The organism is Pseudomonas sp. LjRoot277 (assembly GCF_964253845.1).
Taxonomy (GTDB): Bacteria; Pseudomonadota; Gammaproteobacteria; order Pseudomonadales; family Pseudomonadaceae; genus Aquipseudomonas.
In genome coordinates, this window is record NZ_CAXURI020000001.1 from 4,809,575 (window position 1) to 4,831,954 (window position 22,380).

Sequence of the window (22,380 nt, forward strand, 5' to 3'; positions counted from 1 at the left end):
CGATCTTTTGGCGATCTAGAAAGATCAAAAGATCGTCCGAACGCGGCCCGAACCTTCGGCAGCTCCTACAAGGGGCGATGTGCGTCGGGGTTACTTGCTGTTGGTCAGCGCGTTGTAGCTGGTAAACAGGTTGCGGTAGTCCGGGATGTGGTTGGAGAACAAGGTGCCCAAGCCTTCCACGTCGTTGCGCCAGTCGCGATGCAGCTCACAGGCCAGGCCGAACCAGGTCATCAACTGCGCGCCGGAGGCCGACATGCGGTCCCAGGCCGATTGACGGGTCAGTTCGTTGAAGGTGCCGGAAGCGTCAGTCACCACGAACACCTCGAAGCCTTCAGCCAGCGCCGACAGCGCCGGGAACGCCACGCACACTTCGGTTACCACGCCGGCGATGATCAGTTGTTTCTTGCCGGTGGCCTTGATCGCCTTGACGAAGTCTTCGTTGTCCCAGGCATTGATCTGGCCAGGACGGGCAATGTACGGCGCGTCCGGGAACAGCGCCTTGAGCTCGGGCACCAGCGGGCCGTTGGGGCCGGTTTCGAAACTGGTGGTGAGGATGGTCGGCAACTTGAAGTACTTGGCCAGGTCAGCCAGGGCCAGCACGTTGTTCTTGAAACGGTCCGGCTCGATGTCGCGCACCAGAGAAAGCAGACCCGCCTGGTGATCGACCAACAGAACGGCGGCGTTATCCTTGTCGAGACGTTTGTAAGAGGTAGTCATGGGAGTAATCCTCGCTTTTTATCGATGCCGAGTGGAAGTCGGCGTGGGGTACCCGGTTAGCGCTGGGAGTCCAGCACTTCGTGTTCGTTCGCCACTTGCTGAGCCTTGAGATAGCTCTCGATCAGCAATTGATAATGCGGCATGGCCTGGGCGTAGACGGCCGCCCACTGCTCGGCGTCCGGACGGTTCCACGAGCCTTGCAGCTCAGAGAGCGTAGCCATGATGTCGATAGGCACCACCCCGGCTTGCGTCAATCGGGCAATTGTCAGATCAGTGGCCAGTTTCGAGTGGTTGCCGGAAGCGTCGACCACCGCAAACACTTTGTAGCCTTCATGCACCGCCGCGATGGACGGGAACGCCAGGCAAACGCTGGTCAGGGTGCCGGCGATCACCAGGGTTTTCTTGCCGGTCGCTTTGACTGCCGCGTGAAACTCAGCATTGTCCCAGGCGTTGATTTCACCTTTGCGTGCCACGTATTGAGCGTGCGGTGCTGCCTCGTGAATCTCCGGAATCAACGGCCCGTTCGGCCCTTGCGGTACGGAGGCGGTGGTGATCACCGGCATCTTCAGCAGGGTCGCGGCTTTGGCCAGGGCAATGGCGTTGGCGCGCAGTTGCGGCACGTCCATGTCCTTGACGATCTGGAACAATCCACTCTGGTGGTCGATCAACAGCATCGCGCTGTCGTTGGGATCGATGGTCGGTTTCTGGCCATTGAAGTTGGCCGCGTTGACGGTACTCATGTGCGTCTCCTCTTTCTTTCAGGCAACAGCCATCCCTGGCCCGGGAACCGGCCTACGCATCCTGTGTAGAGCGGGTTGTTGAACCTGTACGGGTTAACCGTGCATCTGGCCGAACCGACCGGACTGGAAGTCGGCGAAGGCCTGGTGAATCTCTTGCTCGGTGTTCATCACGAACGGACCGTGACCGACGATCGGCTCGTCGATCGGCTCGCCACTGAGCAGCAACACGACGGCATCGTTATTGGCTTCCAGGCTGAGCTGCTGGCCATTGCGTTCGAACAACGCCAACTGCCCTTCGCGCACCAGTTCCACCCCGTTGACCTGAACCGTGCCACGCAACACTACAAGTGCCGTGTTACGACCTTCGTGCAGGTCCAGGGTCAGCAACTTGCCGCCGTTGAGGCGCAGGTCCCAGACGTCAATCGGGGTAAACGTGTGTGCCGGGCCGGTGTGGCCGTCGAACTCACCGGCGATCAAGCGCAGGCTGCCGGCCTGGTCCTTGAGCGCGATGCTCGGGATGTCGCCATCGAGAATCGTCTGGTAACCGGCGTCGGCCATCTTGTCCTTGGCCGGCAGGTTGACCCACAGCTGCACCATTTCCAGGGTGCCGCCGGTTTTGGCGAAACCTTCTGAGTGGAACTCTTCGTGGAGAATCCCGGAGGCTGCGGTCATCCATTGCACGTCGCCTGGGCCGATCTTGCCGCCGCTGCCGGTGGAGTCGCGGTGTTCCAGTTCGCCCTTATAAACGATAGTCACAGTTTCGAAACCGCGGTGTGGATGCTGACCAACGCCACGACGCTCGGTGGTCGGGGTGAATTCAGCGGGACCGGCGTGATCGAGCAGCAAAAACGGGCTGATGTGCTTGCCCAGGTTGTCGTAGGAAAACAGCGTGCGAACCGGAAAACCGTCGCCGACCCAATGGGCCCGTGGGCTGGTGTAGATACCGATGATGTTTTTCATTCTGCCTCCGAATCTGGTGTGTGACGCGATGAACAAAGCTTAAAACTGAACCCTTTGATGCACTAGACTGCAAAAATCAGCCTTAGCGTTCTATCTGGAGAACGATGGTGGAAGACCTCAACACCCTCTACTACTTCACCCAAGTGGTGGAACACCACGGTTTCGCCCCGGCCGGTCGGGCGCTGGACATGCCCAAGTCGAAACTGAGCCGACGCATCGCCGAGCTCGAAGAGCGCCTCGGCGTACGCCTGCTGCACCGCACCAGCCGGCATTGTTCACTGACGGAAATCGGCCAGGCCTATTACCAGCGTTGCCTGGCGATGCGCGTGGAAGCGGAAAGCGCTGCCGAACTGATCGAACGCAACCGCTCCGAACCCCAGGGCCTGGTGCGCATCAGTTGCCCGACCGCACTGCTCAACTCCTGGGTCGGGCCGATGTTGACCCGCTACATGCTCAAGTACCCGCTGGTGGAGTTGTTCATCGAGAGCACCAACCGCCGGGTCGACCTGATCCACGAGGGGTTCGACATTGCCCTGCGGGTACGCTTTCCGCCGCTGGAAAACACCGACATGGTGATGAAGGTGCTGGGCAACAGCACCCAATGCCTGGTGGGCAGTCCGGCCTTCATGCCGCGCCTGTCATCACCGGCCTCCCCGGCCGACCTCAGCGGGTTGCCGAGTCTGCACTGGGGCGCGGCGCAGCGTGAATATCAGTGGGAATTGTTTGGGGCGCACGGCGCCAGCGCGGTGATTCGGCATGCGCCACGAATGGTCACCGATGACCTGTTGGCGTTGCGTCACGCCGTGGTGGCCGGGATCGGCATCGCTCACCTGCCCAGCGTGGTGGTGCGCGATGACATTGCCGCGGGCCGACTGGTGGAACTGGTGCCGGGCTGGGCACCCAAATGCGGGATCGTGCATGCCATCTTCCCTTCACGCCGTGGGCTGCTGCCGTCGGTACGCGCATTGATCGACTTTCTGGGCGAGGAATTCAGCCACAGCGATATTGCTTAGAAGCCCGTACACACCCCATGTAGCAGCTGGCGAAGCCTGCGTTCGGCTGCGCAGCAGTCGTAAAACTAGACAACGCGGTGTCTCAGGAAAACTTAAGATCACAAGATCGCAGCCTCGTTTCACTCGACAGCTCCTACAGGGGATTGCGAGGCTGCGATCTTTCGATTCATGACTTGCGGTAAACATTGCTTTGCCGATCCAGCGGTTTTTCTCATGGCTGCAGCCGGGGATACTCGTGCCCATTCCCACTGCAACCCTGGAGTCATTGATGTCTATTCCCGCATTCGGCCTTGGTACTTTTCGCTTGCAAGGCCAGGTGGTCATCGATTCGGTGAGCACCGGCCTGGAACTGGGCTATCGAGTCATCGATACCGCGCAAATCTACGAGAACGAAGCCGAGGTCGGCGAGGCGATTGCCGCCAGTGGCATCGCCCGTGACGAGTTGTTCATCACCAGCAAGATCTGGGTTGCCAACTTCGCCGGGGATCGCCTGATCGACAGCCTCAAGGAAAGCCTGTTAAAGCTGCAAACCGACTACCTGGACCTGACCCTCATCCATTGGCCATCTCCGGAAGATCAGGTGCCGGTCGAGGAATTCATGGCCGCCCTGCTCGAAGCCAAACAACTGGGCCTGACCCGGCAGATCGGTGTGTCCAACTTCACCGTCGACCTGATGAAACAGGCGATCGCCGCGGTCGGTGCCGAACACATCGCGACCAACCAGATCGAATTGCATCCCTACCTGCAAAACCGCAAGGTCGTCGAATTCGCGCAGAGCCAGGGCATCCAGATCACCTCGTACATGACCCTCGCTTACGGCGAAGTGCTGAAAGACCCGGTGATCCAGCAGATCGCCGATCGCCTGCAGGCGACGCCGGCAGATGTCACGTTGGCTTGGGCCATGCAACTGGGTTACGCCGTGATTCCCTCGTCGACCAAACGCACCAACCTGCAAAGTAACCTGCACGCCCGCACACTGGCCTTGAGCGACGCCGACATGGCGCTGATCGCGGGTCTTGATCGTGACCATCGACTGACCAGCCCCAAAGGTCTCGCGCCCCACTGGGATTAAGCGTCAGTCTCGCTTGAGGCTCTGATCAAGGCGTGCCATGGCGTGCTGCAATTGATCGACGGCCTCGTTGATCAACGCCGCGCGCCCCTCGGCGCAGGCACGTTCCAGATGTTCGCAGCACTCGATCAATCGTTTTGCACGAACCATCCGCGCACCACCTTTGATGCGGTGCGCCAGGTCTTGCAGCCGGTGACGATTGCCACTGACGTGCGCTGCCAGCAGATCATCGCGATCGTAGCGATTGGTCTCGGCCAGTTCGCGCAACAACTGATTGATCAGCGTCCGGTCTTCACCGACGTAGAGCTCCAGGCCGGTCAAGTCGATCTCGGACGTTGCTTGCTCTTCAACCGGCGCTGGCGGCTCATTCACAAATCGGGACGCCAGCCAGGCACTCAAATCGGCCAGCCGGATCGGTTTGAACAGACAGTCGTCCATGCCCGCTTCAAGGCAACGGATCTTTTCCTCCGGCTGCGCATTGGCGCTAAACCCAAGAATCAGCGTGGGTGGCAAGCCATTTGCGCGCTCTTCATCGCGTATCGCACCCGCCAATTCATAACCATTGACCACCGGCATGTTGCAATCGGTGATGACCAAATCGAGCTCATGCTCGCGCCACTGCGCAAGACCACGCTCGCCATCCTCAACCTCCAGCACCTGATGCCCCAGGTAGCTCAGCTGCCGTGAGAGCAACAATCGATTGGCCGGGTAATCGTCGACCACCAGAATCCTCAGCAGCCGAGTGGGCACCTGCAGTCCGCTATCGGTCCGCTCGCTGCAGGCCAACGGTTGCAACGCAATCAGATCAAGGCTGATGTCGACCTGCGTACCCAGTCCGAGGACGCTGTCGAGCTGCAATCGGCCGCCCATCATTTCGCACAGAGTGCGGCTGATCACCAGTCCCAGACCGGAACCATTGTGGCCTGACTGCTGGCTGTTACCGGCCTGCACGAACGGGCTGAACAGTCGTTGCTGATCGACCACACTGACACCGATGCCGCTGTCCTCGATACGCACACTGACTGCCAGATGCCCCGACACACCGGGCTCTACTCGCAGTGTCAGACTCACCTCACCTTCACGGGTGAACTTGATCGCGTTGCTCAGCAGATTGGACAGCACCTGCTTGAAGCGCGTGGGGTCGACTAACACGTCACGATCGCTGTGCTCGGGCAATTCGACCCGCCACTGCAAGTTCTTCTGCCGTGCCAGGCCTTCGAAAACCCGGCACACCGACGCCACCAGCGTGCGTAGATTGGCCCGCTCTGGGGTCAGCGACAAATGCCCGGACTCGATGCGGGCGATGTCCAGGATATCGCCGATCAACGCCAGCAATTGCTGCGCGGCATTGGATGCCACTTCGATGGCGGAGCGATCAGTGAAGCCCTCTTCCGCTCGCTTCAGCGCCAGTTCGAGCATGCCGATCAGGGCATTCATCGGTGTGCGGATTTCATGACTCATGGTCGCCAGGAAGGTGGTTTTGGCACGGTTGGCATCGTCGGCGGCGTTCTTGGCATCCTGCAATTGCCCGAGCAGTTGCTGGCGTTGAGTTATCTGCCGACGCTGCCAGGCTATCCAGGCCAGTGCGAGCAACAGCAAAGCGCCTGCAGCGGCAAACGCCTGGAGAATGCCTTGGCGATGACGCAGCCAGTAGCTGTCATCAACCACCACATCATTGCTCCAGCGGACTAACAGCTCATCCATCTCCTGGGGCGAAATGCTCAGCAGTGCCTTGTTCAGAATCGAGTGCAACTCCAGCGCACCACGGTTGGTGGCCAGAGCGATACGCGCCGGCTCATCACCCACGGTGCTGCTGATCCGCAGACGCTCGCGGTATTGCCGGGTAATCAGATACCGAGCCACGATCAATGAGCTGACTGCCCCGTCGGCCTGGCCCTTGATCACCCATTCCAGACCCTGCGCCGGACTCTGCACTTCGACCAGACGCACATTGGGCGCCCGAGCGCGAATGAACCCGAGCAACGGATGACCGCGATAAATCGCCAGGCGTTTACCGGCCATGTCATCCAGAGTCCTGGGGCTTCCCGGGGTGGTCGCACTGACCAGTACAAACGGATTGTTCAAGTAGGCCCGAGTGAAACGCAGTTCGACTTCGCGCTCCATACTGGGCGTGACCACAGGTAATACGTCGATCTTGCCGTCCTTGAGTTGCTGAATCTGCTGATCGAGGGAGTTACCCCGCTGCACCTTGAAGGTCAAGCCGCTGCGCTGGCTGATCAGCGTCAACAATTGCGCGGTCAACCCACTGAGTTGTCCCTGTGCATCGTAAAAAGTCAGGGGGGCAAAGCTCTCGACGGCACCCACTTCCACCGTCGGATGTTGATCCAGCCAACGTTGCTCACTGGCGCTCAAACGTACTCGCTCTTGACCCGCCATGTTGGCTCTTCCGGCACTCCAGCGCTGCTCGATGGCCGTGCGTTGATCCATGGAAATCGCCGCCAGAGTCTTATCGACAATGCTCTTCAGACGAGGGTTGCCCCGGCTGAGGGCAAAGCCGAACGGATTGGCGTCCAGGCCGGAAGGCCCCACGAGGCGTACGTTACTGAGGTAGTTGTTATTGATGAGGTAATTGGCGCTGATGAAGTCCCCGAGGTACACATCATCCTGCCCGAACGCCACCGCCCCGATCGCGTCGAGTGCCGAGGGGTAGCGTTGCAAACTCGCATCGGGATAGAAGGCTTCGACAGTCTGCGCCTGCAGATAGTCATCGACCATGGCGATGCGTTTGCCAGCGAGGTCGACGGGCATCCAGTCGTCCAGGCGGGTAACCAGCATCGGCTGATCTTCGGCATAGGCACAGGATCGGGTCAGCTCGGGGTCAGCCGCCTCGAAGTTGTTGGACGTGCCGAGCAGGTCCAGATCATCGCGTTTGAGCGCATCCATGGCCGCCTCGCGCGTGCGATAACGAAGCACGTCGATTTTTACGTGCAGCAGTTGCCCCAACAGTGCGGCATAGTCTGCGGTGATGCCTTCCAGCTCATCAACGTTTCGCGTGATCTCGAACGGCGGGTAGTCCGGCCCCGACACCCCGAGGCGCAAGACTCGTTTGCCGCGCAACCACTGCCAGTCTTTTTCATCCAGCTGGACCTGATAACCCTCCACCGCGGAACGCCCCAGCACATGTAAAAGCTTTGGCTCATCGGCCGCCGTCACCGGTGCTCCCAGTCCACAGAACAGCAACAGAGCCCACAAACAATCGCGCATGATCGGGCTCACTCAGATCAGATGATTACGCTTGGCAAAATCCCTCAGGTACACCGCTGATTCCACGTTGAGTTTTCCAACCACACGGGTCTTGTAGGTGCTGACGGTCTTGTGACTCAAGTGCATGATTTCAGCGATCGCCTTGTTACTGATGCCCCGGGCCAGATGCTGAAAAATCGTCAGTTCCCGGTCAGAGAGTTTATCGATCATCTGCTGTTCACTGCGTTGCATCGAAGTCAGCGACACCGACGCCGAGGGCAGCTGGGCGAAATAGGTGTAACCGGCCATCACGGCCTGCACGGCTTTGTGCAAATGCTGCAAGTCATTGGACTTGGCGACATAGGCCGCGGCACCGGCGTGCATGCAACGATCCTGATAAAACATGGGCTCCTGGGAGGTAAAGACCAGTACTCGGCATGGCACCTCACTGGCTTTGATCCGCGCCAGCACATCCAGCCCGTCGAGCGAGGGCATCACCAGATCCAGTACCACCAGATCAGGCTTGTGTTCGCGGATCTTCGGCAAGACCTCATTACCACACGCCGCCTCGTATATCTGCTTGAAACCCTCCTGCACCAGTACGATTTTGACTGCGGCGCGAACCACCGGATGATCGTCCACAATCAGCACTGACTTCATGGCAACTCCCTGTGCAACAAAAACGACGATTGAGCAATCAATGCCCATAAGCCCGGCCCGGCCCGGTTGAACGTACTGGCTGCGCAAAGACTTTTGCATGGAAAACCGGGCGCAACTACCTGACAGAAATGACAGTGCCGACGAACGGTAGACGAGGGTCGATGATCGCCATCAGCCGCGCAATGGACGCCAGATCAGGCAGCGTTGCGTGACTCACCTCAACCGTCTGTTGAACGCAGGCAGGAATGGGCGGCAGTTGCGCCAGCTGACCGTCATAGATCAAGGCGTGATGAACCTGTTGGTTATCAAGGAAAAAATCGAACAGGTTCAACGCCCCGCCCGCCAGCGAGGCATTGATGACCACCAGATCAAATGGCTCGCAACTGTATTCGACCAGGGTCAACAGCTCTTCAAGGCTGTGCACCGGTGCTATCCGGTAGTAGTCGAGTTGATTGAACAGTCGCTCGACCTTCATGCGGTGAAAATGCAACTCGTCGGCGATCAGGATACGTAAGGCTTTGTTCGACAACGTGGGCCCCCAGGAGAGTGTCAGATTCGTGAGGGCGCAAGGCTACGGAAGACCCGTCGAGCTTTCTGTAGGACTTTTCCTAAATGTGCACGCTTTATTGCCAGCCAAACCGGCGGATATAGAACCCTTTCACCGCCTGAGTCAGCGCCATGTACGCCAGCAGAATCACCGGCAGGAACACGAAGTACAGCGACGGCAGCGCCTGCAATTTGAAGTAGTGCGCCAGCGGTCCCATCGGCAGGAAGATGCCGACGGCCATGATGATTCCAGTCATCACCATCAGTGGCATCGCCGCCCGGCTTTGCAGGAACGGGATTTTCGGCGTGCGGATCATGTGCACGATCAGCGTCTGGGTCAGCAGCCCGACCACGAACCAGCCGGACTGGAACAGGGTTTGATGGTCCGGGGTATTGGCGTCGAAGACGTACCACATCAAGGCAAACGTGGTGATGTCGAAGATCGAGCTGATCGGTCCGAAAAACAGCATGAAGCGCCCGACGTCCGCCGGCTGCCAGCGCTGTGGTGTTTTCAGCATTTCTTCATCGACGTTATCGAACGGGATGGCGATCTGCGAAATGTCATAGAGCAGGTTCTGCACCAGCAGGTGCATCGGCAGCATCGGCAGGAACGGGATGAACGCACTGGCCACCAGCACCGAGAACACGTTGCCGAAGTTCGAGCTGGCGGTCATTTTGATGTACTTGAGCATGTTGGCGAAGGTCCGTCGCCCTTCCAGTACGCCCTCCTCCAGCACCATCAGGCTTTTCTCCAGCAGGATGATGTCCGCCGCTTCCTTGGCGATGTCGACGGCGCTGTCCACCGAAATGCCGATGTCGGCGGTACGCAGGGCTGGCGCGTCGTTGATGCCGTCACCCATGAATCCGACCACATGACCGTTGCCCTTGAGCAAACGCACGATGCGTTCCTTGTGCGACGGGGTGAGTTTGGCGAAAACGTTGGTGGTCTCCACCGCCACCGCCAGTTCGGCGTCGCTCATGCGCTCGATGTCGTTACCCATCAACAGCCCCTGCTGCTCCAGGCCGACTTCGCGGCAAATCTTCGCGGTCACCAATTCGTTGTCGCCGGTCAGCACTTTCACGGCCACGCCGTGAGCGGCAAGGGCTTTGAGGGCCGGTGCGGTGCTTTCCTTCGGTGGATCGAGAAACGCCACGTAACCGATCAGCGTCAGCGCCTGTTCATCCGCCAGGCTGTAGGTATCGCGCCCTTCAATCATCGGCCGCGCTGCAACCGCCACCACGCGCAAGCCTTCGGCGTTGAACGATGCGGTGACCTGACGAATCCGCGCCAGCAGTTCATCGCTCAGTGCTTCATCGACCTCGCCGTGACGCACCCGCGTGCACACCGCCAGCACTTCTTCCACCGCGCCCTTGCAGATCAGCAGGTGCGAATGATTGCGCTCGGCGACCACCACCGACATGCGTCGGCGAGTGAAGTCGAACGGGATCTCGTCGACCTTGCGAAACGCCGTGCCGACTTTCAGTTCACGGTGGACTTCCACGTGTTCGAGCACCGCCACATCCAGCAGATTTTTCAGCCCGGTCTGGTAGTAGCTGTTGAGGTAGGCCATTTCCAATACGTCATCGGAATCGTTGCCCCAGACATCGACGTTACGCGCCAGGAAGATTTTGTCCTGAGTCAGGGTGCCGGTCTTGTCGGTGCACAGCACGTCCATCGCGCCGAAGTTCTGGATCGCATCGAGGCGTTTGACGATGACTTTTTTGCGCGACAGGAACACCGCGCCTTTGGCCAGGGTCGAGGTGACGATCATCGGCAGCATTTCCGGGGTCAGCCCCACGGCAATCGACAGCGCGAACAGCAACGCTTCGGTCCAGTCGCCCTTGGTGAAGCCGTTGATGAACAGCACCAGCGGTGCCATGACGAACATGAAACGGATCAACAGCCAGCTGACTTTGTTGACCCCGGTCTGGAATGAGGTGGGTGCGCGATCGGTGGCGCCAACTCGCTGGGCCAAGGCGCCGAAATAGGTGTTGTTGCCGGTGGTGAGAATCACCGCCATGGCCGTGCCGGACACCACGTTGGTGCCCATGAACAGGATGTTGTCGAGGTCCAGCGGGTTGCGGGTGTCACTGTCCTGCTGACGGGGGAATTTTTCCACCGGCATCGATTCGCCGGTCATCGCGGCCTGGCTGACGAACAAATCCTTGGCGCCGAGCACCCGGCAATCGGCGGGAATCATGTCGCCGGCCGACAATACGATCAGATCGCCCGGCACCAGTTGCTTGATCGGCAGCTCGGTACGTTGCGCATCCCGACGCAACACCGTGGCGGTGTTGCTCACCATTGCCTTGAGCGCGTCGGCGGCCTGGTTGGATTTGGTTTCCTGCCAGAAGCGCAGCAAGGTCGAGAGCACCACCATGGAGAAAATCACGATGGCGGCTTTCATGTCTTCGGTCAGCCAGGAGATGACCGCGAGCAAGGTCAGCAGCAGGTTGAACGGGTTTTTGTAGCAGTGCCACAGGTGCGTCCACCAGGGCAGAGGCTGTTCGTGCTCGACTTCGTTGAGGCCGAATTGCACGCGCAGTGCATCGGCTTCCAGTTCGCTCAGGCCATCGGTGTGGCTGCCGAGGTTGTCCAGCAATTGGCCGGTGTCGCTGTTGGCGGCGCTCACCAGGGTTTGCGCCAGGGTGGGCGGTACCTCGCGGCTGACCGTGGTGTCGGTGAAGTTTTCCAGCAGCGCCAGTCGACGGAAGTGTCGGGCGATGTGGCGGGTGCGCAGGAATCCGGCGAAGAATTCTTTGAGCAGGGTCAGGTTCATGGCAGTTCCCCCAGGGTCAGCCGGGAAACCGTCGAGCAGGCGTGTCGATGCGCCGCGATGACGACACACAGTCGAACATCACGCACGGTTCAGCGTCGATGAGAGGGACGTCGGGACACGGACCAGGACTGGCCGCGTTCGGGATGCCGCTGCTCGCTTGTCGGCGAGAAAACGGCACAAAAAAGTTGCGCGTTATCTTGCCGGGAAGGTGCCGGTTATCGAAACCGGCCGACTACTGTCACTCGAACAAGTACCCACTGTGGGTCTCCGCTATTGATTGAAAACGCGCGAAGCTTACGCCCCGATTTCTGGAGAGTAAACGAAGCAAAGGCGTCTGGAGGGGGAATCGCGGGGTTCTTCAGGAAGGGTTCAGGATTCGGGATTTGTGCTGTTCTTCAGGGCCTCTTCGCGAGCAAGTCGAATCGTCGCACCGCCGCTCCCACACTCGAACTGCGAACACAGATCAAAATGTGGGAGCGGGCTTGCTCGCGAAGTCTGACTATCAGGCGCAAACAATCTTAGCTGGCAGTCGCCAACAACAAATCCACCACCGAACGGCCATGCCCACGGTTCTTGCCATGGTCATACAGCGAACCGGCAATCTCATCGGCGCGAATCGGCAGGATCGACAGCAAGGTGTCGCTCAAGCCGTGGCTGGCCTGGCAGAAGCCCTGCATATAGATGCCGGCCTTGCAGCGCTCGTCAGTGATCAGTTTGTAATTACGGTCTACCTCGAAGTCACCCAGGTACTGCTCCAGCGGCGCCAGCAGTTTGCGGTGCATCTGGCGCTCGTAACCGGTGGCCAACACCACGGCGTCGTAATGACGGACCGTGACTTCACCGGTGGCGTTGTTGCGCACGGCCAACTCGATGCCGCGCTCGGTGGCGGTGGCTTTTTCGATAGTGGTCAGGGTACGGAACGCATGGCGCGCAATGCCCGAGACTTTCTGGCGATAGAAGATGCCGTAGATGCGTTCTATCAGGTCGATGTCCACCACCGAATAGTTGGTGTTGTGGTACTCGTTGACCAGACGCTCGCGCTCGCTGCTTGCCTGCTGGAACACCAGATCAGTGAACTCCGGCGAGAACACTTCGTTGACGAAGGGGCTGTCGTCCGCCGGTTTCAGGGCCGAGCCACGCAGGATCATGTCCACCTGCACCGACGGGAAGCTGTCGTTCAAATCGATGAACGCTTCCGCCGCGCTCTGCCCGCCACCGATGATCGCGATGCTCATCGGCTGGTTGTTCACGCACGGCTGCTTGGCCATCTGCGCCAGGTACTGGGAGTGGTGGAACACCCGGCTGTCACCCTTGAGCGCCTTGAAGGCTTCGGGAATGCGTGGTGTCCCGCCGGCACTGACCACCACCGAACGGGCGGTGCGAACGTGCTGCTGACCCTGGGTATCACGCGAGATCACCCGCAGCGCTTCGACCTGCTGGTTGTGCAACACCGGCTCGATGGTCAGCACTTCTTCGCCGTAGCGGCTCTGCTCGGCAAATTGCCCGGCGACCCAGCGCAGGTAATCGTTGTACTCCATGCGGCACGGATAAAAGGTGCCCAGGTTGATGAAGTCCACCAGACGACCGTGGTGCTTGAGGTAGTTGACGAAGGAGTACGGGCTGGTCGGGTTGCGCAATGTCACCAGGTCCTTGAGGAAGGAGATCTGCAACTCGCTCTGGGTCACCAGGGTGTTGCCGTGCCAGCGGTAGTCGGCCTGCTTGTCGAGAAACAGAACATCCAGCTCGCCCTGACTCGGCCCGCGCTCTTGCAGAGCGATGGCCAGCGCCAGGTTCGAAGGGCCGAAACCGACGCCGATCAGGTCGTGAACGATGGGCGATGCAATTGCCTGTGTCATTTCCAGTGTCCTCTGGATGAACCCCTCAACAAGGGGAATAAGCCTAAGTGACCTGATGCAGGACAGCAGGTCGTCTGTTGAGTAGGAACGAGGACAATGAAAAAAAATTTAGAGAGAAGAGATCAGTGGGCGTCCCACTGCCGCATCCGCACGCGGCAATGCTTCATGGCATTGACGATGTGCTTCTCCACCAGCGCGCGCGAAATACCAAGGTGCTCAGCAATTTCCGGATGCGACAGACCTTCGATCTTGCGCAGCAGGAAACTCTCGCGGCACAACCGGGGTAATTCAGCCAACGCACGCTGGAGCATCTCCAGGCGTTGGCCATGATCGAGGCTGTGATGAGGGGATGGGGTGAAGTAGCGCTCTTCGTTGTCGAGCACTTCCAGCGACTCGACCTGACGCAGGGCATTGCGCCGATGGTCGTCGATCACCAGATTGAGCGCGGTGCGATACAGGAACGCCCGAGGCTGCTCGATCGGCGTGTCGCTGGAGCGCTCCAATACCCGCAGATAAGCGTCATGCACCACATCTTCGGCCACCTGACGGTTGCCCAGCTTGGCGTTCAAAAAACACACCAGCTCGCGATAGTAGTTTTCCAACATGACTCCCGGCCGCAGGGGTGCGGTTTCTGTCCTTGAGCCAGATCGGCGACCGCCGAAATAGGCAGTGGCACGATAGTGGCAGTTTGAGGTGCGTAATTTATAGTAATTCTCATATAGATTTAAAGTATTGCTTCACCTTGCCTGACAAATAGTCTTGGGCTACACGTGTAACGCTATGTGTCCGCGCCTAAATTCCCCGGTACGTTCATCGTTTACAGGACAGCTCCCCGTCTCTGTCGGTCCCCCGACAGCGCTCTGCTGTTGCCCGATTTTGTGCGCAGGCTGAGCGACGGGCCGATATTCATTGGCCGGAACCCTGCATGAAACGTCCCCGACAGACCCGACGCGCCCTGCTTGTAGCACTTTGTCTGATTCCCGTTATCGCCGTGGCCGCCTGGCAGATCGTCCCGCCCGGTCGTGACCAGTTCGCCACCGTGCAGGTCACCCGCGCCGACATCGAAAGCAGCGTCACGGCCCTGGGCACCCTGCAACCTCGACGTTATGTCGACGTCGGTGCCCAGGCGTCCGGGCAGATCCACAAGCTCCACGTGGAAGTCGGCGATGTGGTCAAGGAAGGCCAGTTGCTGGTGGAGATTGATCCGTCCACTCAACAGGCCAAACTCGACGCTGGGCGTTTCTCCATCGAAAACCTCAAGGCACAGCTGCAGGAACAACGGGCGCAGCACGATCTCGCCCGGCAGAAATTCCAGCGTCAGCAAAACCTCAAGGCCGGTGGCGCCACCCGCGAAGAAGACGTGCAGACCGCCGAGGCCGAACTGCGCGCCACCCAAGCCCGCATCGACATGTTCCAGGCGCAGATCCGCCAGGCCCAGGCCAGCCTGCGCAGTGATCAAGCGGAACTGGGTTACACCCGAATCTATGCGCCCATGAGCGGAACCGTCGTTGCACTCGACGCCCGGGTCGGCCAGACCCTCAACGCCCAGCAACAAACGCCACTGATTCTGCGCATCGCCAAGTTGTCGCCGATGACCGTCTGGGCCGAGGTGTCGGAAGCCGATATCGGTCACGTCAAACCCGGGATGACGGCCTGGTTCACCACCCTCAGCGGCGGCAACCGTCGCTGGAACAGCACCGTGCGGCAAATTTTGCCGGTGCCGCCCAAGCCATTGGACCAGACCAACCAGGGCGGCGGCAGCCCCGCCAGTTCGAGCAAAAGCGGCAGTGCTCGCGTGGTGTTGTACACCGTGTTGCTCGACGTCGATAACGCCGACAATGCGCTGATGGCGGAAATGACCACCCAGGTCTTCTTCGTTTCGGATCAGGCGAAAAACACCCTGACTGCGCCTGTCGCGGCGTTGCAGGCGGGCACTGAAGCGAATATGCAAATTGCCCAGGTCGTCGCCAAAAACGGCAGCATCGAGCAGCGCGACGTCCGCACCGGCATCAGCGATCGCCTGCGGGTGCAGATCCTCGACGGTTTGCAGGAAGGCGATCACCTGTTGATCGGCCCGGCCGACGGGAGTGGCGGCTGAATGCTGACGCCCCTGATCGACCTGTACGACATCCGCAAAGCTTACGGCGGCGGCGATTCACCGGAAGTTCACGTACTGCGCGGCATCGACCTGTCGATCCACGCCGGGGAATTCGTGGCGATCGTCGGTGCTTCCGGCTCCGGCAAGTCGACGCTGATGAACATCCTCGGCTGCCTCGACCGTCCGACCTCAGGCGAATACCGTTTCGCCGGGGAAAACGTTGCCGCACTCGACAGCGACGAACTGGCCTGGCTGCGCCGCGAAGCATTCGGTTTTGTGTTCCAGGGTTATCACCTGATCCCGTCCGGTTCGGCCCAGGAAAACGTCGAGATGCCGGCCATCTATGCCGGCACTCCGGCCGCCGAACGCCACGCCCGCGCTGCCACCCTGCTCGACCGCCTCGGGCTGGCCTCGCGTACCGGCAATCGTCCGCACCAGCTCTCCGGCGGCCAGCAACAACGGGTGTCCATCGCCCGCGCCTTGATGAACGGCGGCCACATCATCCTCGCCGACGAACCCACTGGCGCCCTCGACAGCCACAGCGGTGCCGAGGTCATGACCTTGCTCGACGAACTGGCGAGCCAGGGCCACGTGGTGATCCTCATCACCCACGACCGCGAAGTCGCGGCACGGGCCAAACGCATCATCGAAATTCGCGACGGGCTGATCATCAGCGACAGCGCCCGGGACAACCCCGAAGCGCAGACCTCGGCCAACCCTGGCGCGCTGCAAGCGGTGGATCTGCGCAAGCGCCTGAGCGAAGGCGCGGAAGCCACCGGGGCCTGGAAAGGCGAACTGGTCGATGCGGTGCAAGCCGCGTGGCGGGTGATGTGGATCAACCGTTTTCGCACCGCGCTGACGCTGCTCGGGATCATCATCGGCGTCGCGTCGGTGGTGGTGATGCTGGCGGTCGGTGAAGGCAGCAAGCGTCAGGTGATGGCGCAAATGGGTGCGTTCGGCTCCAACATCATTTACCTCAGCGGCTCGTCACCAAACCCGCGAACGCCGCAGGGCGTCGTCACCCTGGATGACGTCGCGGCGGTGGGAAGCCTGCCGCAGGTGACACGGATCATGCCGGTCAACGGTCAAGAGGCCGGGGTGCGCTTCGGCAACCTCGACCACTTGAGTTACGTCGGCGGCAACGACACCAACTTCCCGGCGATTTTCAACTGGCCGGTGGTGGAAGGCAGCTACTTCACTCAGGACGATGAACGCAACGCAGCAGCCGTCGCAGTCATCGGCCACAAGGTGCGGACCAAGTTGCTCAAGGACGTCACTAACCCGATCGGCCAATACATCCTGATTGAGAACGTGCCGTTCCAGGTGGTCGGCGTGCTCGCGGAAAAAGGCGCCAGCTCCGGCGACTCCGACAGCGACGACCGCATCGCCATCCCCTACTCCGCCGCCAGCATCCGACTGTTCGGCACCCACAACCCCGAATACGTGGCCATCGCCGCTGCCGATGCGCGCAAGGTCAAAGAGACGGAAAAAGCCATCGAGCAATTGATGCTGCGCCTGCACAACGGCAAGAAGGATTTCGAACTGACCAACAACGCGGCAATGATTCAGGCCGAGGCACGCACGCAAAATACCCTGTCGCTGATGCTCGGCTCGATTGCCGCGATTTCGTTGCTGGTGGGCGGGATCGGTGTGATGAACATCATGCTCATGACCGTGCGCGAACGGACTCGGGAGATCGGTATCCGCATGGCCACCGGTGCCCGCCAGCGGGACATCCTGCGCCAGTTCCTCACCGAAGCGGTGATGCTTTCGGTGGTCGGCGGGCTCGCCGGGATTGCCCTGGCGCTGATCGTCGGCGGTGTGCTGATCCTCAGCGAAGTCGCCGTCGCGTTCTCCTTGATAGCGGTACTCGGCGCCTTCGGCTGCGCCCTGGTCACCGGTGTTGTCTTCGGCTTTATGCCGGCCCGCAAAGCTGCCCGACTCGACCCGGTCACGGCCCTTACCAGTGAATGATCGATCTATGAAGCCGCAACTCAGCCTGCTGACCCTCTGCCTGTTGCTCGGCGCCTGCGGCAGTCCCGCCCAGCGCCCGGACAGCGGCATTCAGCCGCCCTCTTCCTGGCAATCGCCGCACACCGAAAGCGCCTCACGCAGCAACCTGCAATGGTGGACGCAGTTCGGCAGCCCGCAGCTGGATCGCCTGATCGAACAGGCGCGGGTCGGCAGTTACGATCTGGCCGCTGCTATCGCTCGGGTGCGTCAAGCGCAAGCCGACACCGTGATTGCCGGTGGCTCGCTGCTGCCGGAGGTCAAGGCCGGCCTGAACGCCAATCGGCAGAAACTATTGCGCGGCAACGGCTACAGCCAGCTCGATGCCGACGGCGATAACAAGGCCGTCGATTACTTTAACGCCAACCTCAGCGCCACTTACGAAATCGACTTCTGGGGCGGCCAACGCGCCTCCCGCGACAGTGCGCAATTCGGCTTGCAGGCCAGCGAATTCGATCAGGCGACGGTGGAGTTGACGCTGCTCAGCGGCGTCGCCAACAGCTACGCACAAAGCGTGTCGTTAGGTGAGCAAAGTCGCATCGCCGAGCTGAATCTGGCGAACGCGCAGAATGTTTTGAAACTGGTGCAGACGCGTTTTGATTCAGGCTCGGCAACCGCGCTGGAACTGGCGCAGCAGAAGAGCCTGGTCGCCGCGCAACAACGGCAATTGCCGCTGGTGCAGCAACAAGCTCAGGACGCACAGATCAGCCTTGCCGCCCTGCTCGGCCGGCCGGTGCAGGCATTGTCTTTGGGTCAGGAACACTTTGATCAATTGTCATGGCCGACCATTGGCGCTGGCCTGCCCAGCGAGCTGATCAGTCGTCGCCCGGACATCGCCCGCGCCGAAGCGCAATTGGCCGCTGCACAAGCCGACGTCACCGTCGCCCGTGCCGCCATGCTACCGAAGGTCACGTTGAGCGCGGAACTCGGATCGGGCGCGGATCGTGCGGCGGACATGCTGCGCAATCCTTTCTACAACCTCACCGCCGGATTGCTCGCGCCGGTCTTCAACAATGGTCGCCTGAGCGCCGAGCGCGATAAAGCCACGGCCCGTCAGGAAGAACTGTTGGAGACGTACCGCGGGGCGATCATCAACGGCTTCGCCGATGTGGAAAAAGCGTTGAACAGCATTCGCGGTCTGGACGAACAGCGGCAGTGGCAAGGTGAAGAACTGAACCAGGCGCAGACCGCGTTCAACATTGCGCAAAGCCGCTATCAGGCCGGTGCCGAGGATTTGCTGACGGTGCTGGAGACACAGCGCACGCTGTATGCGGCGCAGGATTTGAATGTGCAGCTGCGGTTGTCGCGGTTGCAAGCGAGTATTGCGTTGTACAAGGCGCTGGGTGGCGGGTGGCAGACTTTGTAATTTGCGGCGCCAGTGAGTACGCCATCGCGAGCAAGCTCGCTCCCACAGGGTTTTATGTGTGCCGCATATTTTGGGCACGACGCATAACCTGTGGGAGCCGAGCTTGCTCGCGATTGAACGATGACGCGGTTTTATTGATTAACTGGTAATCGGTTTAGCCTTCAAATGCCGTGCATACCAAGGCCGCTGCGGCACTTTGCGGAACAGATCCGCCAGTTTCTTCTCGTCGTCACCAAAGGTAATCCGCAACGCCAGCTTCATGGTTTCCGGGTCCATCTCCACCGACTTGCCGGCCTGTAATCCCGGCGTGGTGGCGCAACCATGGGTGCTCGGGCCGAGCCACGGATCATCGATCTCGACCCAACGCCCAGGCGCAAACCACGCCACGCCATTGACCTCCAGCCGACTGACCTCCCCCGGATGAAAACGCTCGTGCGCACGGAACCAGTCTTCCAGACGATCGTCGATCCAGCCGTGGAAATGCCAGAACACCGGGTTTACATGAGACGAAAACGGATCGCCGAGGAAGTCGTTTTCCGGCGCATACCAGCGTGCGGAAAAGTCCGCCGGATCCCGGGCAAACGGCACCGGCTGACCGTTAGACGGATCACGCGGCACCGAGGCCCAACGCATGTGCAGCCAGTCGTGCAGCCCCAATTCCACCTCTGAACCGAACTGACCCAAGGTCAATTTCGACAGGTAGCGCGGATCGCGGTACTGCGATTCCCAGACCTGGAAATTGCTGTGGTAGGTCTCGGCGGTCTTGATGTCGCTGACCCATTGCGAGTACTCGGCATCGTCGTCGGCCAGCCAGGTCGGTGGCAGCGCGGTGCCGTCGTGGTTGTCGAAATAACGGGCGAAGCCAACGCGATCACGCGCCAGTTCCGGCTGCGGTAGCGGGAAGTGCGACCAGGACGGCAAATCTTGCAGGGAGCGCGCCGTGCCGAGCATGTGCCGGTGCATGAAGAAGAAATCCACACCCGAGCCGTTACGATCCTTGCGCGCGCCACGGGCATCACGCTCCTTGTCGCGCGGGCCAGGCTGCCAGCCAATACCGCGCAGGGCGCTGCGCTTGTCTTCGGACAGGGTGTGCCATTTGTCCCGGGAGGCGTGCCAGAGCTGGTGAAACAGCCGATGCTCCGGGGACACCAGCCAGGCCAGCAGCGTCGGGTTGAGACCGCTGCGCTCGCGGGCTTCGGGGAACACGCGCTTGATGGCAATGAAGCGATTGTCCTGGGCCGTCAACATCAGCGGACGATCCAGATTCAACACCCGACCACTGAGGGTGCCGCTGCCAGCGTTGCCGAAACCGGCCCAGACTTCGTCCAGCAACAGGCTGAATTCGTAATCCGCTGCGCCGCTGGCGCTGAGCAGCCGCCAGCTCAGTTGCGCAGGTTTGGCGCCGGCCAGGTCGCCGAGCACCCGGTAACGCGGCGTTTCGCTCGAACGCAAACGCTCGGCGGTGTCGAGGAACCCGCTCAAGCCGCGACCTTTGTGACCGACGTCGAGAAACACCTCCAGCCCGTCCCGCGGCAGGCCTTCGATGCCGGCGTCAGGCCCCTCGAAACGGATCTGCCAGACACCGCGCAAGGTGTTCGCCAAGTGCTGGCCAGCGACATCCGCAACATCGAATGACGCTTCGCCGGGGGTGATCGTCGGATCCGGTTTCGTCCATTCACGATGCCCATAAAAAACCGCAGGCACGGCGGCGCCGGTCAGCGCCAGGCCTGCCATGAACCATCGTCGAGAAATCGTCATTGCCCTACCTGTGTCAGCCATGAAGCAGGCTTTATCCAAGCTAGAACGTACGTAGCCCCCGAAAATTTAAGAGCATCGCGAGCAAGCTCGCTCCCACATTCGATCCGCGTACACCTCGGTCCAATGTGGGAGCGAGCTTGCTCGCGATGAGGCCCGTACAAACACTAAATTCTTTCGTCGGCCACTCGTTCTTCCCAGATAGCAAAGGCCCCTGCGCCTGCTCCCCAACGGCGAACCTGACTGAGACGGCAATGACAAAACCACGTTCGAGAAAGGCTCTTTACATCGGCCTGCCGCTGGCCCTGGCGATCAGCGCCGGTGCAGGCTTTGCGGCCTGGGATTACTGGTTCAAGGACAATCCCGGTTACCCGGTCAAAGTGATGAAACAGGCCGATGAGCTGCACGAACGGATCCTCTCCTTCGACAGCCACGTCACCGTCCCGCTGGACTTCGGCACCGCCGGCAATGAAGCCGACAAGGACGGCGCCGGGCAGTTTGACCTGGTCAAGACCGGGCGCGGACGCCTGTCCGGTGCAGCCCTGACGATTTTCGGCTGGCCGGAAATCTGGAACGGCGCCAACGCCCCGCACCGCCCAACCGCCGGTTTCGTCGACGAAGCACGGTTCGAGCAGGAAACCCGCTACAAAATCATCAGCACCATGGTTCGCGACTTCCCCAATCAAGTCGCTATCGCCTACACCCCCGACGACTTCCGCCGCCTGCATGGCGAAGGCAAGTTCGCGATCTTCATGAGCATGCTCAACGCCTATCCGCTGGGCAACGACCTGAACGCCCTGGACAAGTGGGCAGCCCGCGGCATGCGCATGTTCGGCTTCAGCTATGTGGGCAACAACGCCTGGGCTGACTCATCCCGGCCGTTGCCGTTTTTCAACGATTCCCGCGACGCCCTCGGCGGCCTCTCGGAGATTGGCAAGCAGGCCGTGCACCGCCTCAACGACCTCGGCGTGATCATCGACGTTTCGCAGATGTCGACCAAGGCGCTGGAGCAAGTTGCCCAGTTGAGCCGTGCGCCGATGGTCGCGTCCCACTCGGCGCCGCGAGGGTTGGTGGACATCCCGCGCAACCTCAGCGATCAGGAAATGCAGCTGATCAAGAACAGCGGCGGCGTGGTGCAGATTGTCGGTTTCCCGACCTACATCCGCCCGCTCAGCCAGGCCACCCAGGACAAACTCAACGCCCTGCGCGCACGCTTCGACCTGCAACCGTTGCAAGGTCTGGAGATGGCGCTGATGCCGGGCGACCCGGTGATCACCGTCTGGTCCGAGCAACGTTTCGGCGAGTACGCCAGTCAGCTCTACGCGATTGTCGATGAAGAACCCAAGGCCACGCTCAAGGACTACGGCGACGCGATCGACTACGCGGTGAAGAAAATCGGTATCGACCACGTCGGCATCAGTTCCGACTTCAACGACGGCGGCGGTCTGGACGGCTGGAAAGACGTCAGCGAGGCCCGCAACGTAACGGCCGAGTTGATCAGTCGCGGCTACGGCGAAGCCGATATCGCCAAGCTCTGGGGCGGCAACTTCCTGCGGGTCTGGGACCAGGTGCAGAAGTCTTCCAAGCCTGTAGCGAAAAACTGATT

16 protein-coding genes are annotated in these 22,380 nt (G+C 60.6%); 6 read left to right on the forward strand and 10 right to left on the reverse strand.

Features of this window, described 5'->3' with window-relative positions; genetic code table 11:
• Positions 1-90: 90 nt before the first annotated feature.
• From ycaC to ACSQ87_RS22730, 3 genes are all read right to left on the reverse strand, one after another.
• Entirely contained in the window at positions 91-717 is a 627-nt protein-coding gene (gene ycaC / locus ACSQ87_RS22720) for an isochorismate family cysteine hydrolase YcaC (RefSeq protein WP_033061120.1), read from the reverse strand.
• A 56-nt stretch (positions 718-773) separates the two neighbouring features.
• A complete protein-coding gene (locus ACSQ87_RS22725) occupies positions 774-1,457 on the reverse strand; it encodes an isochorismatase family protein (protein ID WP_046048436.1) in 684 nt (227 codons plus the stop codon).
• 93 nt (positions 1,458-1,550) lie between these two features.
• Complete coding sequence (locus ACSQ87_RS22730; protein WP_223432500.1) at positions 1,551-2,417, reverse strand: pirin family protein; 867 nt, start codon at positions 2,415-2,417, stop codon at positions 1,551-1,553.
• A gap of 104 nt (positions 2,418-2,521) precedes the next feature.
• On the opposite strand from ACSQ87_RS22730, the gene ACSQ87_RS22735 reads away from it, so the two are divergent.
• Both ACSQ87_RS22735 and dkgB read left to right on the forward strand, forming a co-directional pair.
• On the forward strand, positions 2,522-3,430 hold the full coding sequence (locus ACSQ87_RS22735; protein WP_436274426.1) for a LysR substrate-binding domain-containing protein: 909 nt from the start codon (positions 2,522-2,524) through the stop codon (positions 3,428-3,430).
• A 268-nt stretch (positions 3,431-3,698) separates the two neighbouring features.
• The gene (gene dkgB, locus ACSQ87_RS22740; RefSeq protein ID WP_436274427.1) at positions 3,699-4,502 is read left to right on the forward strand and encodes a 2,5-didehydrogluconate reductase DkgB; all 804 of its coding nucleotides are present in this window, start codon (positions 3,699-3,701) and stop codon (positions 4,500-4,502) included.
• A gap of 3 nt (positions 4,503-4,505) precedes the next feature.
• Here the strand turns inward: dkgB and ACSQ87_RS22745 are convergent, their stop codons facing one another.
• From ACSQ87_RS22745 to ACSQ87_RS22770, 6 genes are all read right to left on the reverse strand, one after another.
• Entirely contained in the window at positions 4,506-7,724 is a 3,219-nt protein-coding gene (locus tag ACSQ87_RS22745; RefSeq protein WP_436274428.1) for a transporter substrate-binding domain-containing protein, read from the reverse strand.
• A gap of 12 nt (positions 7,725-7,736) precedes the next feature.
• A complete protein-coding gene (locus ACSQ87_RS22750; RefSeq protein WP_223432496.1) occupies positions 7,737-8,363 on the reverse strand; it encodes a response regulator transcription factor in 627 nt (208 codons plus the stop codon).
• A gap of 115 nt (positions 8,364-8,478) precedes the next feature.
• Positions 8,479-8,892, reverse strand: a complete 414-nt coding sequence (locus ACSQ87_RS22755) for a response regulator (protein ID WP_223432495.1) — start codon at positions 8,890-8,892, stop codon at positions 8,479-8,481.
• Positions 8,893-8,986: 94 nt separating this feature from the next.
• Positions 8,987-11,689: a magnesium-translocating P-type ATPase gene (gene mgtA, locus ACSQ87_RS22760; RefSeq protein ID WP_436274429.1), complete on the reverse strand. Its 2,703-nt coding sequence runs from the start codon at positions 11,687-11,689 to the stop codon at positions 8,987-8,989.
• A 518-nt stretch (positions 11,690-12,207) separates the two neighbouring features.
• The gene (locus ACSQ87_RS22765; RefSeq protein ID WP_436274430.1) at positions 12,208-13,545 is read right to left on the reverse strand and encodes a lysine N(6)-hydroxylase/L-ornithine N(5)-oxygenase family protein; all 1,338 of its coding nucleotides are present in this window, start codon (positions 13,543-13,545) and stop codon (positions 12,208-12,210) included.
• 122 nt (positions 13,546-13,667) lie between these two features.
• Positions 13,668-14,150: a sigma-70 family RNA polymerase sigma factor gene (locus ACSQ87_RS22770; protein WP_283181052.1), complete on the reverse strand. Its 483-nt coding sequence runs from the start codon at positions 14,148-14,150 to the stop codon at positions 13,668-13,670.
• A 320-nt stretch (positions 14,151-14,470) separates the two neighbouring features.
• On the opposite strand from ACSQ87_RS22770, the gene ACSQ87_RS22775 reads away from it, so the two are divergent.
• From ACSQ87_RS22775 to ACSQ87_RS22785, 3 genes are read left to right on the forward strand one after another with little or no spacing between them, the layout of a single operon-like run.
• Complete coding sequence (locus tag ACSQ87_RS22775) at positions 14,471-15,643, forward strand: efflux RND transporter periplasmic adaptor subunit (RefSeq protein ID WP_436274431.1); 1,173 nt, start codon at positions 14,471-14,473, stop codon at positions 15,641-15,643.
• Positions 15,644-17,617, forward strand: coding sequence for a MacB family efflux pump subunit (locus ACSQ87_RS22780; RefSeq protein ID WP_436274432.1), 1,974 nt, complete (start codon positions 15,644-15,646; stop codon positions 17,615-17,617).
• Between the two features lie 7 nt (positions 17,618-17,624).
• Positions 17,625-19,019, forward strand: a complete 1,395-nt coding sequence (locus ACSQ87_RS22785) for an efflux transporter outer membrane subunit (protein WP_436274433.1) — start codon at positions 17,625-17,627, stop codon at positions 19,017-19,019.
• Positions 19,020-19,157: 138 nt separating this feature from the next.
• On the opposite strand, the gene pvdP is transcribed toward ACSQ87_RS22785, so the two are convergent.
• Positions 19,158-20,777: a pyoverdine maturation tyrosinase PvdP gene (pvdP, locus tag ACSQ87_RS22790; RefSeq protein WP_436274434.1), complete on the reverse strand. Its 1,620-nt coding sequence runs from the start codon at positions 20,775-20,777 to the stop codon at positions 19,158-19,160.
• Between the two features lie 251 nt (positions 20,778-21,028).
• Here pvdP and pvdM point away from each other — a divergent pair, with 251 nt between their 5' ends.
• Entirely contained in the window at positions 21,029-22,378 is a 1,350-nt protein-coding gene (gene pvdM / locus ACSQ87_RS22795; RefSeq protein ID WP_436274435.1) for a pyoverdine-tailoring dipeptidase-like protein PvdM, read from the forward strand.
• Positions 22,379-22,380 lie beyond the last annotated feature (2 nt).

Excerpts from the sequence above, each read along its gene's own strand:
- ycaC (WP_033061120.1), bottom strand. The coding sequence starts at position 717 with ATGACTACCTCTTACAAACGTCTCGACAAGGATAACGCCGCCGTTCTG.
- ACSQ87_RS22725 (WP_046048436.1), bottom strand. The coding sequence starts at position 1,457 with ATGAGTACCGTCAACGCGGCCAACTTCAATGGCCAGAAACCGACCATC.
- ACSQ87_RS22730 (WP_223432500.1), bottom strand. The coding sequence starts at position 2,417 with ATGAAAAACATCATCGGTATCTACACCAGCCCACGGGCCCATTGGGTC.
- ACSQ87_RS22735 (WP_436274426.1), top strand. The coding sequence starts at position 2,522 with ATGGTGGAAGACCTCAACACCCTCTACTACTTCACCCAAGTGGTGGAA.
- dkgB (WP_436274427.1), top strand. The coding sequence starts at position 3,699 with ATGTCTATTCCCGCATTCGGCCTTGGTACTTTTCGCTTGCAAGGCCAG.
- ACSQ87_RS22745 (WP_436274428.1), bottom strand. The coding sequence starts at position 7,724 with ATGCGCGATTGTTTGTGGGCTCTGTTGCTGTTCTGTGGACTGGGAGCA.
- ACSQ87_RS22750 (WP_223432496.1), bottom strand. The coding sequence starts at position 8,363 with ATGAAGTCAGTGCTGATTGTGGACGATCATCCGGTGGTTCGCGCCGCA.
- mgtA (WP_436274429.1), bottom strand. The coding sequence starts at position 11,689 with ATGAACCTGACCCTGCTCAAAGAATTCTTCGCCGGATTCCTGCGCACC.
- ACSQ87_RS22765 (WP_436274430.1), bottom strand. The coding sequence starts at position 13,545 with ATGACACAGGCAATTGCATCGCCCATCGTTCACGACCTGATCGGCGTC.
- ACSQ87_RS22770 (WP_283181052.1), bottom strand. The coding sequence starts at position 14,150 with ATGTTGGAAAACTACTATCGCGAGCTGGTGTGTTTTTTGAACGCCAAG.
- ACSQ87_RS22775 (WP_436274431.1), top strand. The coding sequence starts at position 14,471 with ATGAAACGTCCCCGACAGACCCGACGCGCCCTGCTTGTAGCACTTTGT.
- ACSQ87_RS22780 (WP_436274432.1), top strand. The coding sequence starts at position 15,644 with ATGCTGACGCCCCTGATCGACCTGTACGACATCCGCAAAGCTTACGGC.
- ACSQ87_RS22785 (WP_436274433.1), top strand. The coding sequence starts at position 17,625 with ATGAAGCCGCAACTCAGCCTGCTGACCCTCTGCCTGTTGCTCGGCGCC.
- pvdP (WP_436274434.1), bottom strand. The coding sequence starts at position 20,777 with ATGACGATTTCTCGACGATGGTTCATGGCAGGCCTGGCGCTGACCGGC.
- pvdM (WP_436274435.1), top strand. The coding sequence starts at position 21,029 with ATGACAAAACCACGTTCGAGAAAGGCTCTTTACATCGGCCTGCCGCTG.